The organism is Pseudomonas sp. BMS12 (genome assembly GCF_001592875.1).
Classification (GTDB): domain Bacteria; phylum Pseudomonadota; class Gammaproteobacteria; order Pseudomonadales; family Pseudomonadaceae; genus Aquipseudomonas.
The window spans coordinates 285832-298890 of the sequence record NZ_LSOF01000006.1; the positions used below are offsets into that span (position 1 = coordinate 285832).

12 protein-coding genes are annotated in these 13059 nt (G+C 63.4%); 1 reads left to right on the top strand and 11 read right to left on the bottom strand.

The features are described 5' to 3' along the window. The first annotated feature begins 129 nt into the window (after positions 1-129). Positions 130-462 (top strand): hypothetical protein, encoded by a 333-nt coding sequence (locus tag AYB31_RS07390; protein ID WP_153020663.1) that lies wholly within the window; start codon positions 130-132, stop codon positions 460-462. Positions 463-546: 84 nt separating this feature from the next. On the opposite strand, the gene AYB31_RS07395 is transcribed toward AYB31_RS07390, so the two are convergent. The 11 genes from AYB31_RS07395 to odhB form a co-directional block, all read right to left on the bottom strand. Beyond that, positions 547-2133, bottom strand: coding sequence for a YdgA family protein (locus tag AYB31_RS07395; RefSeq protein ID WP_068827278.1), 1587 nt, complete (start codon positions 2131-2133; stop codon positions 547-549). A gap of 182 nt (positions 2134-2315) precedes the next feature. Continuing rightward, on the bottom strand, positions 2316-3368 hold the full coding sequence (locus AYB31_RS07400; RefSeq protein ID WP_068827279.1) for an AI-2E family transporter: 1053 nt from the start codon (positions 3366-3368) through the stop codon (positions 2316-2318). A gap of 51 nt (positions 3369-3419) precedes the next feature. Further along, on the bottom strand, positions 3420-4223 hold the full coding sequence (locus AYB31_RS07405; RefSeq protein ID WP_068827315.1) for a DUF4892 domain-containing protein: 804 nt from the start codon (positions 4221-4223) through the stop codon (positions 3420-3422). A gap of 8 nt (positions 4224-4231) precedes the next feature. Further along, entirely contained in the window at positions 4232-4885 is a 654-nt protein-coding gene (locus tag AYB31_RS07410) for a glutathione S-transferase family protein (protein ID WP_068827280.1), read from the bottom strand. A 50-nt stretch (positions 4886-4935) separates the two neighbouring features. Next, a complete protein-coding gene (locus AYB31_RS07415) occupies positions 4936-5799 on the bottom strand; it encodes an alpha/beta fold hydrolase (protein WP_068827281.1) in 864 nt (287 codons plus the stop codon). Continuing rightward, on the bottom strand, positions 5796-6602 hold the full coding sequence (locus AYB31_RS07420) for an alpha/beta fold hydrolase (RefSeq protein ID WP_068827282.1): 807 nt from the start codon (positions 6600-6602) through the stop codon (positions 5796-5798). The genes AYB31_RS07415 and AYB31_RS07420 overlap by 4 nt, the downstream gene beginning before the upstream one ends. A 122-nt stretch (positions 6603-6724) precedes the next feature. Further along, positions 6725-8038: a branched-chain amino acid transport system II carrier protein gene (gene brnQ, locus AYB31_RS07425; RefSeq protein ID WP_068827283.1), complete on the bottom strand. Its 1314-nt coding sequence runs from the start codon at positions 8036-8038 to the stop codon at positions 6725-6727. A 285-nt stretch (positions 8039-8323) separates the two neighbouring features. Continuing rightward, positions 8324-9211 (bottom strand): succinate--CoA ligase subunit alpha, encoded by an 888-nt coding sequence (gene sucD / locus AYB31_RS07430; protein ID WP_068827285.1) that lies wholly within the window; start codon positions 9209-9211, stop codon positions 8324-8326. After that, positions 9211-10377 carry an ADP-forming succinate--CoA ligase subunit beta gene (sucC, locus tag AYB31_RS07435; protein ID WP_068827287.1) on the bottom strand — a complete coding sequence of 389 codons (1167 nt, stop codon included), beginning with the start codon at positions 10375-10377 and terminating at the stop codon, positions 9211-9213. Before sucC ends, sucD begins: the two co-directional genes overlap by 1 nt. Before the next feature lie 188 nt (positions 10378-10565). After that, on the bottom strand, positions 10566-12002 hold the full coding sequence (lpdA, locus tag AYB31_RS07440) for a dihydrolipoyl dehydrogenase (RefSeq protein WP_068827289.1): 1437 nt from the start codon (positions 12000-12002) through the stop codon (positions 10566-10568). Between the two features lie 67 nt (positions 12003-12069). Beyond that, on the bottom strand, positions 12070-13059 hold a 990-nt coding region (odhB, locus tag AYB31_RS07445; RefSeq protein ID WP_068827293.1), incomplete at its 5' end, for a 2-oxoglutarate dehydrogenase complex dihydrolipoyllysine-residue succinyltransferase.

Sequence of the window (13059 nt, forward strand, 5' to 3'; positions counted from 1 at the left end):
TCTGCTGGTGGGCGTAAAGGCGCGATTGCCGCATGGGCGGCTGGGCATAAAGAATGCGTAAAGATGTTCTGTATTAGCGGCGACACACTGCCGATACTCGCAGCGCCGAGCATGCCGAGATCGAGCGGCATGACAACCCGCAGCGGGTGCCGGTGGTCGATCACGGCCCAGGCATTACCCCGGAGCAGCGCAAGGTGGGGCTTCTTCACCAGCAACAGGAATGAGTTCCATGCCCCCTGGTGTCACCAGTCACAGCTCGCTCCAGCGCAGCAGAGCGCAGCCGTTGGCGAGGAGTTGTTCAACCAGCGAAACAGTGATGGCAGCGGAAGCATCAGCCGGGGCGAGCTGAGCAGCCTGCTCGAAGCAATCGCCCTGCGCCCCAGGCCAGGCGGCAGCGAAGAGAAAAACCACTCGGGGCTGATCGCCAAGCGGCTCAAGCACTATCAGGACAGTGCCCGCTAGCAGTCGAGCTGAACCTAAGCGCCTAAAAACACAAAGGCCCGTACTTCCCTTTCGGGAAATACGGGCCTTTTCGGCGCAAACGCTTTACTGCAGTTCGACTGCTTCGGCGTCTTCGTCTGTTTCCAGACCTTCCAGCTCGCTCATGTCGGGCATCTCGTCATCCATCGACGCTCCGCCCATGCCGCCGAGACCCGCGCCGGTGGCGAACGCCATGGCGACGAACTCCTCGACCGTCATCTGCTTGCCGTTGAAGTCGACCTTGTCATCGGCGTAATGCAGGCTGGTGACGATGTTGTCGCCATCCACCCTCGCCAGCTCGGAAGCCTGGGCCATGCCGCTGGCCATCTCGGTCATCATTGAGGCCTGCTGGGCAATGGCGTCCTGGTCGGTTTCACCGGCGATGGCGGCCTGCAGGCCGATCACGTCACCGATCATGGCCTTGGACACCACCAGCTTGGCGTCGAGCTGAGTGATCAGCTGTTTGGCCAGCAGCGGCGGCGGCAGCTCGAAGGACTCGGGCTTGCCCAGGTCCAGGGCCAGGCTCAGGCTGCTCTCGCCATTGGCGGTCTTGAACGCCAGCTTCTCCAGCGCAATGCCGGGGTTGCCGGCCAGCAGCTTCTCCAGGTCGACCATCAGTTGCGCCTGCTGCGCCTCGGACAGTTCCGGCATACCGGTCTCGCTGCTGGTTTTCTGGTACTGCCAGTCGCTCTGCATCAGGTCGCCATACAGAGCCACCAGGGATTGCAGGGCGGAGCCGTCGAGATTCTTCATGCTCCACAGCATCTGCGAGGAGCCCAGGTCATGGCCCTGGAAACTGACCATGCCGACGTCGTAGCCATAGCGTGCCGACAACTTGCCATCGGCCTCGGCGGTCTCGTCGCGCTGCACCACGTCCTTGAGCACGATCGGCATATCGTCGCCGACCAGCACCTCGATGGCTTGCAGGCGCACTTCGTTGCTGCCCAGGTAGAAGTCGCTGGCGCCCTTCTCGGTCTGGCTGTTCAGGGTCATGCCCTTGATTTCGATGGTCAGCGGCGCATCACTGGACTCCAGGCGGGACTTGATCCGCAGGTTGCCCATGCTGCCCTGGGCGTTGATCGCCTTGGCCTGGGCTGTGCTGTCGAAGTCGATGTCGAGGCCGCTGAAGCTCACAGCCGTGTGCTCATCCACCGCCGTCTCCAGGGGCTTGATCTGCAGCGTGCCGCTCAGCGAGTTGTCATAGCCGAGGCTGACCTGGCCGGTCAGCGGCGACGTACCGGCGGTGGCGGCGAACCATTTTTCCAACTGCGGGTTCTGCTCCAGCACGTAGTTGCTGGTGGCCAGTACCGGCATCAGCTTGACGGCCTTGAGGCGCGACAGCGGGAAAGGTCCGTGCTCGATATGGTCGGCGACAATCAGTTCGAAATCCTGCACCTGCTCACCGTCGAAGGCGCCGCTGAACGTGACCCGGTAACGCGCCTCGCTGCTGAAGAACTGACGATCCAGCGACAGCAGCTCGATGGAGGCACTCAAACCGACTGCGGGGAGATTCTTGGCCATTTCGTCGTTGGCCTGCTTGATCGACGCATCCAGTACCGTGGGCAACTGGTTGCCGGTGTACCAGGCGCCGGCCGTGCCGACTGCCGCCACGGCTACCAGGGTGCCTACAGCGATACCTGCAATTTTCTTCATGGAATGTTCCGTACTGTGTGTTGGTCTTTCTTCCCTGAACCGCGCAGTGCCTCTACGGACTCCGTCGCGGCCTGAGACTCGATGCATTGCCGCACCTGCGCAAAACTCCGCAGGTGCCGCAGGCTACCATCAGCGCCAGTGCCGACCAAGCCTGGGGCGCCGCGGATGCCAACCCCATCCCGCTATGCCTGTGCGGGGGGCTCCTGCACGTTCTTGACCCAGTCGTCGAGCAGGTTGAAGGCCACGGCCAGCAAGGTCGGGCCAAGGAACAGGCCCATGAAACCGAAGGCCAGGATGCCGCCGAACACGCCGAGCAGCACCACCACCAACGGCAGGTTGCCACCGCGACTGATCAGGTAGGGCTTGAGCACGTTGTCCACGCCGCTGACGACGAATGTGCCCCAGATGCCGAGGAAGATCGCCATGCCATATTCGCCCTGGCTTACCAGCCAGGCAGTGGCCGGCCCCCAGACCAGCGGCGGCCCCATGGGGATCAGGCTGAGCAGGAAGGTCAGCAGGCCCAGCACCAGTGCACCGGGCACACCCGCGATGTAGAAACCGATCAGTGCCAGCAGGGCCTGGGCCACAGCGGTGCCGATCACGCCATTGACCACCCGCTGCACGGTGCCGGCCACCAGTTCCAGATAGTGTTCGGCACGATCACCGATCAGGCGCTGCAGCATGCTCTGCGTGAAAGCGGCCAGGCGCGGCCCGTCGCGATAGAAGAAGAACACCAGCACCAGGCTCAGCGTCAGCTCCAGCATGCCGCCGCCGAGCTGCGCGCTACGCGCCAGCACCCAGTTGCCGACCTGACCCAGGTAGGGGCGCACGCTGGCAAGCAGCTCGCCACCTTCACGATCCACCCGATGCCACAGCTCGGTCAGACTCTCCCCCACCAGCGGCAACCCGGAAAGCCAGCTGGGAGGCGCAGGCAAACCGTCGACCTGAAAGTTCTTGAACAACTCGTTGGCGTCGCGAATATGGTCCGCCAGGTTGAAGCCGAGCCACACCAACGGCACCGCCACCAGAATCATCCAGCCGGCGGTAAGAATGCCGGCAGCCGCCGTATTGCGGCCGTTCAGCGCACGGCTGAGCAGGCGCATCAGCGGCCAACTGGCGAAGGCCAGTACGGCGGCCCAGAACAGTGCCGAGAAGAATGGTGCCAGCACCCAGGCGCAGGCACCCAGCAGAACCAGCAAGAGTATCTGCACCAGCAGACGATCATTGTTCAACATCGTTGGCAACCCCTGACACCGGACGAACGCCGTCCGGCCCGCCATCATGCGTTAGCGCAGCATCCGTAACAACAGGCCAGAGCCCTCTGTTTCGCCGGTTTCCAGACGACTGCTGCGCACTCCGCGCTGTTCCAGCGCAGTTCGCCAGGCCGCCGCCGTGGAGCCGTTGAGGCTGACGCGCAAGGTGCGGTCGAGCAACAGGGTATTGGCCAGCAGCTCGGCCCAGGGCTCATCCGGCTCGCCCAGTTTCGGCAGCGCCAATTGCTCGCTCTGGCGCAGCAGTCGCAGCAGCGTGGCTGGCGCCGGCAGGATCAGCGGTAGCGGCGTAGCCGCATCCAGCTGTTCAGCGTGCAGGTAGGAACGACGATTGCCTCGGGTGATGCCGTACAGGGCCAGCAGGCTGTCCTGCTGGGGCTCGGCCAGACGCAAGAGCAGGTAGCTCTGTCGCTCCTCGGGGCCATAGAGCTTGGCATTGCCGAAGATGGCATTGGCAAACAGGCTGCTCGAACCACAATCGCGGCCCTCGCACCAGAACAGCAGTTGCGCGCCAGCCTGCTCCAGCTGGGCGCGGGCCTGCTCCAATACATCGCGCGGGGCGTGCTCGTCCGGCAGGCGGTAGGTCAGCGCCCGTACGCGCCCCTCGGCAAGCACCTCGCGCGACATGCGCAACTGGCCGCTGATACGACGCACACCATCCAGTGGATAGCGCCGTTCCTCATTGACCGCCTCGTGGTAATCGACGATTTCCGCGCGCGGATAGCGCGGCAGGGCTTCCAGATCCTGGCTGCCCGGAACATCGGCGGCCAGGGCGGGGATGCTGCACAGACTCAGGCACAACACTAGATAACGGCGCATGCGCATCCTCAGCGTGTCAGCATGCTTTGCGCGGTTTTCACCACGCTGTTTTCATCATCCGGGCGACGCGGCACCAACAGGCCACGCTGCACTGCCGGGCGCTCGCCGAGCGCAGCCAGCCAGCGCTGCAGATGCTCCAGGCCATCCACCGAAACACCCGCCCAGTCATGCACGCGCACCCAGGGGTAGGTCGCGATATCGGCGATGCTGTAATCGCCAGCCAGGTACTCGGCCTCGCCCAGGCGACTGTCGAGTACCTCGTAGAGACGCCGGGTCTCGTGCTGGTAGCGGTCGATGGCGCCTTGCAGCTTCTCCGGAAAATAGCGGAAGAACACATTGGCCTGACCCTGCATCGGCCCTACCCCGCCCATCTGGAACATCAGCCACTGCAACACCAGGGAACGTCCCTTGGCGTCGCAGGGCATGAGCTGGCCGGTTTTCTCGGCGAGGTAGATGAGGATGGCTCCGGACTCGAACACCGCGAAGCCGTCGTCGACGATGGCCGGGATGCGGCCATTGGGGTTGATGCGGAGGAACTCCGGAGTTTTCTGCTCTTTCTTGTCGAAGGACAAGGCATGTACTTCGTAGGGCAGCCCCAGCTCCTCGAGGGCGATGGAAATCTTGTGGCCATTGGGGGTGGCGGCTGTATATAGCTCGATCATGCAATTCTCCCGTTGCGCTCCCGCAAGCCTCGGCAGTTGCCGAGGCCGCGTCAAGGGCGCTGGAAGAATGGATTGAAACAGTCTGCGACCTGCTGCGCACCCGCCTCGTCATTCAGGTGCAGGTGATGCCCGCCCGGCAATATGCGAGCCTCGAAGTCAGTGCTCTCTATCAAACCCTTCAGCCTTGGCTCGACATTCATCTGCCCTCCCTCGGCGAGGATCAGGCTGACCGGGCACTGCACGGCCTGCACGAACTGTTCGACATGGGCGAAAGTCAGGCGCATCACCGAAGGCAGAGTCAAGCGGATATCGGTACGCCAGGTATAGCCACCCGGCACCGGTTCCAGACCGCGCTGGGCCAGCAGTTCGGCCGCCTCGCGACTGACTGCGACCACGCCGCGCATGCGCGCCTGCACCGCCTTGTCCAGATCGGGATAGACCGGCTTCTGCTTGCCACGCACCGCCAGGCGCGCGCGCAGTGCGTCGCCCAGGCGCTTGGGCGCGCTATCGGCCTCGGCGGTATAGGGCACCAGGCCATCGATCAATGCCAGGCGCTCGATGCGCTCCGGCACGGCGGCGGCCAACAGGGTCGAGATGATGCCGCCAAGCGAATGCCCGAGCAGGGAAAAACGTTCCCACCCAAGCTGCTCGGCCACCAGCAGCACATCCTCCAGGTACTCCCACATGCTGTAGCTGGAATTGCTGGCGTAATGTCCGGAGTGGCCATGGCCGGGGAAGTCCAGGGCCACGATCCGCAGCCCCTGCAGCTTCGGCGCCAGGCGGGCATAGGTCATGGCGTTATCCAGCCAGCCATGCAGGGCAATGACCGGGATACCGTCCTCGGGACCGAAGATATGTGCGGCCAGCTCCACATGGGGCAGGCTGAAGCGGGTTTCTTCCACGATCAGGCTCATGCCGAACGCTCCATGTGCCGGCCTTGCCAGCGGGTGAACAGATCGCGCAGCAACTGCGCCGTGTCCTGCGGTCGCTCCAACGGGAACATGTGGCCACCGGGCAGGCTGTGGTACTCGCCTCGGGGAACGCGGGCAACCTGCCGTGCATGGTGCGGTAGCACCACCCGGCTATGCCGGCCGCGCACCACCGCCAGTGGCACCTGCAGCTGTTGTGGGCGGCCTGGCACGGTATGGGGCACGCTGCGGTAGATGTTGATCTCGGTAGCGGGGTCGAAGCGCAGCCGCAGGCCCTGCCCCTCCTCGCGCAAACCGTGGCGCACATAGGCGTCCAGGCAATCGGGGTCGAAACGGCTGAACAGGGTCTTGCCGGCGAAGTAGGCTTTGGCCTCGCTGAAATCCGCAAAGGATTCACGACGACCGACCGTACGTCCGGCCGGTGTGATCCGGTCGATAAAACCGAAGCGCTTGGCAGCGCGGATCACCAGCCGATCGACCCCGGTCAGCAGCGGTGAATCGAGCATGACCACTCCCCGGTAAAGATCCGGGTGACGCAACGCCGCATGGTAGTGCAACACACCGCCGAGGGAGTGACCGACGCCCCAGACCGGCTCGTCAAGCTGCTGCAGATGCAGAATCAGCTCATCGACCAGATTGTCCCAGTTGTCATTGACCGGAAAGCGCGGGTCATGGCCATGCTGCTCCAGATGCCGAACACTGAAGTCCGGAGCCAGGGCGGCGAAGAGTTTGGCGTAGGTTGCCGAGGGAAACCCGTTAGCGTGGGCGAAGAAGATCGATTGCGACATGGCGGCAGCTACTGAAGAGTTACCGCGAATTGTCCGGTACACCTGAGCAAGCGGCAATCGCTAGAAAGTGCCAGATGCGCCAAAGAGCCGGTTGGGCGCGCCAAAGACGCGCCCCAGAGGCCTTAGCAGGCCTGTACCTGCGGCTCGCCACGCAGGCGGTCGAAAACCGCCGCGACCAGCAGCGTCAGTGCCACCGGCAGCAGCCAGCCAAGACCCTGCTCGGCCATTGGCAGGTGGCCGAAGAAGCCCGGCACCCAGTCCTTGAATCCGGCGGCATTGATACCGTCGACCAGACCGAACAGCAGCGCTACCGACATGACCGGCACGAATACCCGCGACGGCGAGCACCACAGGCTGCCGAGCAGGCTCAGGCCCACCAGCACGATGGCCAACGGATAGAGGCCGACCAGCACCGGAATGGAGAAGCTGATCAGTTGGGTCAGGCCCTGATTGGCCACCCCCAGACTGAAAAGCCCGCAGATCAGCACCACGCTGCGGTACGACAGCGGCAGCAGCTTGCTGAAGTACTCGCCACAAGCAGTCAACAGCCCCACGGCCGTGGTCAGGCAGGCCAAAGTGATTACCACCGCCAGCAGCAGGCTGCCGTAAAGACCGAAGGTGTGCTGCACATAGCTGGTCAGCACCTGCACGCCGTTCTGTGCGTCGCCGGCGATGCCCTGACTGGTCGCACCGAGGTAGAACAGCGCCAGGTAGACCAACGACAGGCCGGTGGCAGCGATTACCCCGGCGATCACCGAATAGCGGGTCACCAGGCCACGATCCTCGACGCCACGGTCGCGGATGGCGGTGGCAATGACGATGCCGAACACCAGGGCGCCGAGGGTATCCATGGTCAGGTAGCCTTCCAGGAAACCTTTCACGAACGGCATGGCCTGGTAGGCCTCGCTGCTCTGGCCGATTTCTCCGGCCGGCACCGACAGCGCAGCGCCGCCGAGAACCAGCAGCGAGGCCAGCAATACCGGGGTAATGAACTTGCCAACGCTGTCCACCAGGCGCCCGGGGTTGAGGGCGAGGAACAACACGGCGGCAAAGTACGCCAGGGTGTAGATCAGCAGAGGCGTGCCATCGTTGCCGGTGAAGGGCGCAATACCCATCTCGAACGACACCACGGCCGTGCGCGGGGTGGCGAACAGCGGGCCGATGGCCAGGTATACCGCGACCGCCAGCAAGGTGCCGGCCTTGCGACCGAGTGGCGCGGTCAGCTCGTCCATGCCGCCACCGACGCGGGCCAGCGCGACCACGGTCAGCAGCGGCAAGCCGACACCGGTAATGAGGAAGCCGAAGGCGGCGGACCAGACGTTCTCGCCAGCAGCCATGCCGGCGCTAGGCGGAAAAATGATGTTACCGGCGCCCAGAAACAGGGCGAAGGTCATGAAGCCCAAGGCCAGAAGGTCGAGGCTTTTCAAACGGGTCATAGCAGGAAGTACCACAGGCAGGAATTCATAGGAAAACGGCAGGGTTTCCGCTGGATTGGGAAACGTCACCATCCCGGTTGGAGGATGGCCACAGGGCTTCCCTGCCCTACCCTTGTGGGGCCTGGCGGGAAAATGATTGCAATACTAACGATTTAGTCGACGCGCCGTGGCGGGAGCCTGTCGGGCTGTCGAAGGCGCACAACAAAGTGTCGCCAGGGCACAACTATCGCGGTGCGGAAATGAAAAAGGCCGCCCGCAGGCGGCCTCTTCCCAGTCGCGAAAGCCTTAGGCCTTCTTGACTTCCCAACCGGTCAGCTCGGCCAGGGCCTTGCCGATGTCGGCCAGGGAACGCACGGTTTTCACACCCGCGTCCTGCAGGGCAGCGAACTTCTCGTCCGCAGTGCCCTTGCCACCGGAGATGATGGCGCCGGCGTGGCCCATGCGCTTGCCGGGCGGCGCGGTGACGCCTGCGATGTAGGACACCACCGGCTTGGTCACGTTGGCCTTGATGAAGGCAGCAGCTTCTTCTTCAGCGGAACCACCGATCTCGCCGATCATCACGATCGCCTCGGTCTTCGGGTCTTCCTGGAACAGCTTCAGGATGTCGATGAAGTTGGAGCCCGGAATCGGGTCACCACCGATGCCGACGCAGGTGGACTGACCGAAACCGGCGTCAGTGGTCTGCTTGACGGCTTCATAGGTCAGGGTGCCGGAACGGGACACGATACCGACTTTGCCTGGCAGGTGGATGTGACCCGGCATGATGCCGATCTTGCACTCGCCGGGAGTGATCACGCCTGGGCAGTTCGGGCCGATCAGGGTCACGCCCAGCTCGTCGCACTTGACCTTGGCTTCCAGCATGTCGATGGTCGCGATGCCTTCGGTGATGCAGACGATCAGCTTGATGCCGCCGAAAGCTGCTTCCAGGATCGAGTCCTTGCAGAACGGAGCCGGAACGTAGATCACCGAAGCGGTGGCGCCGGTAGTCTCAACGGCTTCCTTGACGGTGTTGAACACCGGCAGGCCCAGGTGAGTGGTGCCGCCCTTGCCCGGAGTCACGCCGCCAACCATCTTGGTGCCGTAGGCGATGGCTTGTTCGGAGTGGAAAGTGCCCTGCGAGCCGGTGAAGCCCTGGCAGATGACTTTGGTGTCTTTATTGATCAGGACGCTCATTACTTGCCCTCCGCAGCTTTGACGACTTGCTCGGCAGCGTCGGTCAGGCTGGTTGCCGCGATGATGTTCAGGCCGCTTTCGGCCAGAACCTTGGCGCCCAGTTCAGCGTTGTTACCTTCCAGACGAACCACGACCGGAATCTTCACGCCGACTTCTTTCACGGCGCCGATGATGCCTTCGGCAATCATGTCGCAGCGAACGATGCCGCCGAAGATGTTGACCAGTACGGCCGCGACGTTGCTGTCGGACAGGATGATCTTGAAGGCTTCGGTCACGCGCTCTTTGGTCGCGCCGCCACCTACGTCGAGGAAGTTGGCTGGCTTGCCGCCGTGCAGGTTGACGATGTCCATGGTACCCATGGCCAGGCCAGCACCGTTGACCATGCAGCCGATGTTGCCTTCCAGGGCTACGTAGTTCAGCTCGAACTTGGCAGCGTGGGCTTCGCGCGGATCGTCCTGCGACGGGTCATGCATGGCGCGCAGCTTGGGCTGGCGGTACATGGCGTTGCTGTCGATGTTGATCTTGGCGTCCAGGCAGTGCAGGTTGCCGTCTTTCTTGATGACCAGCGGGTTCACTTCCAGCAGCGCCAGGTCGTAGTCCTGGAACAGCTTGGCCAGGCCAACGAAGATGTGGGTGAACTGCTTGATCTGGTCGCCTTTCAGGCCCAGCTGGAAGGCCAGCTCGCGGCCCTGGTACGGCTGAGCGCCAACCAGCGGATCGATGGTGGCCTTGAGGATCTTCTCGGGAGTGTCGTGGGCGACTTTCTCGATGTCCACGCCACCTTCGGTGGAAGCCATGAACACGATACGGCGGCTGGAGCGATCGACGACAGCGCCGAGGTACAGCTCCTTGTCGATATCGGTGCAGGATTCGACCAGGATCTTGCTGACCGGCTGACCGTTGGCGTCAGTCTGGTAAGTCACCAGACGCTTGCCCAGCCAGTTGGCGGCGAACGCCTTGGCGTCTTCCTTGTTCTTGACCAGCTTTACACCGCCCGCTTTACCGCGGCCACCGGCGTGCACCTGGGCTTTGACAACCCACTCGCTGCCACCGATCTTTTCGCAGGCCGCAGCCGCTTCTTCCGGGGTGTCAACGGCGAAACCAGTGGATACCGGCAGGCCGTACTCAGCGAACAGCTGCTTACCCTGATACTCGTGAAGATTCATGCTTATCTACCGTTCTTCGTTTAGGTATTGCGCATTCGGCGCTGCGCTCTTGGCACCGCGCCACCTGTGACTGCTCTGGTTAGCAGTCCGACGGGCATTCCTGCGACGCGTTCTTGCGAACCGCCACGGGCCGCCCGCCGTGGTTTTGCCTACGCGGCGGCGCCCTGCCAGGCAGGACGCCACACGCATCAACGCTTCTTGCGGTTGGCGATGTGGATGGCGTGGCCATTCACCGCCAGGGCGGCTTCGTGCAGCGCCTCCGACAGAGTTGGGTGCGAGAACACCATCATTCCCAGGTCTTCGGCACTGGTGCCGAATTCCATGCCGATGGCGCCCTGCTGGACCAGCTCGGCCGCGCTTGGGCCAATCACGTGTACGCCCAGCACGCGGTCGGTGTTGGCATCGGCGATGACCTTGACCAGACCGGCGGTATCGTTGGCGGCCATGGCACGACCGCTGGCGGCGAACGGGAAGGTGCCGACATTGATGGCCACACCTTCAGCCTTGAGCTGCTGCTCGGTCTTGCCGACCCATGCGATTTCCGGGTGGGTGTAGATGACGGACGGGATCAGATCATAGTTCATCTGGGCCTTGTGACCGGCGATGCGCTCGGCAACCATCACGCCCTCTTCCGAAGCCTTGTGCGCGAGCATCGCGCCACGCACCACGTCACCGATGGCATAGACGCCCGGAACGCTGGTGGCGCACTGGTCGTCGACATAGATGAAGCCACGCTCATCCAGGGTCACGCCGCTATCGGCAGCCAGCAGCTCGGTGGTCACCGGACGGCGGCCTACGGCCACGATCAGCTTGTCGAAGGTCATCTTCTGCTCGCCATTGGCGTCGGAGAAGGTCACGGTGACCTGCTTCTTCTTCACTTCGCTGCCGGTCACGCGGGCGCCCAGACGGATGTCCAGACCCTGCTTGCTGAGGATCTTCAGGGCTTCCTTGGAAATCTGCTCGTCGGCGCTGGCAAGGAACTTGTCCATGGCTTCCAGCACGGTGACTTCGGCCCCCAGACGAGCCCAAACGGAACCCAGCTCCAGACCGATAACGCCGGCACCGATAACACCCAGCTTCTTCGGCACGGCCTGGAATTCCAGGGCGCCGGTGGAATCGACGATCACATCCTGGTCGACCGGGGCCGGCGGGATGTCGACCGGCTTGGAGCCGGACGCGAGGATCACGTTCTCGGCCTCGACCACCTGAACGCTGCCGTCCAGAGCAGTGACTTCAACCTTCTTGCCAGCCAGCAGCTTGCCGTGGCCTTCCAGCAGGGTGACACCGTTGGACTTGAACAGGCCGGCAACGCCGCCGGTCAGGTTCTTGATGATGGTGTTCTTGCGCGCAACCATCTGCGGTACGTCGATGGTGACGCCCTTGGCCTCGATGCCATGGACTTTGAAGCCTTCGTGGGCCTCATGGTACTTGTAGGAGCTGTCCAGCAGCGCCTTCGACGGAATGCAGCCGACGTTCAGGCAGGTACCGCCCAGCGCTACCTTGCCGTCCTTGTCCTGGTACTTCTCGATGCAAGCGGTCTTAAGGCCGAGTTGCGCGGCCTTGATGGCAGCAACGTAGCCTCCCGGGCCAGCACCAATCACTACCACGTCGAATTTCTGGGTCATAACTCATTCCTTCTCGAATAAAACCGGGTGGTCCCTCGTGAGGACCACCTTGTGCGCAGTCTCGGGATCAGATGTCCAGCAGCAGACGAGCCGGGTCTTCCAGCAGGTTCTTGATGGTCACCAGGAAGCTCACCGCTTCCTTGCCGTCGATCAGGCGGTGGTCGTAGGACAGCGCCAAGTACATCATCGGGCGGATCACGACCTGGCCGTTGATGGCCATCGGACGCTGCACGATGTTGTGCATGCCGAGAATGGCGGCCTGCGGCGGGTTGACGATCGGGGTCGACATCATCGAACCGAAGGTACCACCGTTGGTGATGGTGAAGGTGCCGCCGGTCATTTCTTCGATCGACAGCTTTCCGTCACGGGCCTTCTTGCCGAAGGTGGCGATGCCGTTTTCGACTTCGGCCAGGCTCATCAGCTCGGCATTGCGCAGTACCGGCACGACCAGGCCACGGTCGCTGGAAACGGCAACGCCGATGTCCTGGTAGCCGTGGTAGACGATATCGGTGCCGTCGATGGAGGCGTTGACCGCCGGGAAGCGCTTCAGCGCCTCGACGGAGGCCTTGACGAAGAAGGACATGAAGCCCAGGCGCACGCCGTTGTGGGTCTTCTCGAACAGGTCCTTGTACTTCGAACGCAGCGCCATGACTTCGGTCATGTCGACTTCGTTGAAGGTGGTCAGCATGGCCATGGTGGCCTGAGCCTCGACCAGACGCTCGGCGACCTTGGCACGCAGGCGGGTCATCGGTACGCGCTTCTCGACGCGATCGCCAGCGGCGAACAGCGGCGCATCACCAGCCGGAGCAGCCGGCTTGGCAGCAGGCGCTGCAGCAGGAGCAGCCTTCTTCGCAGCCACTGCGGCAACGGCGTCTTCCTTGGTCACGCGACCACCTTTGCCGGTGCCGGTGATGCTGTTCGGGTCGATACCGCCCTCTTCGGCGATCTTGCGCGCAGCTGGCGACAGGATGGCGTCGTCGCCGGCAGCTGGGGCTGCAGCGGCGGCAGGAGCAGCGGCGCTGGCCGGTGCAGCAGCCGGGGCCGCAGCAACGGCGGC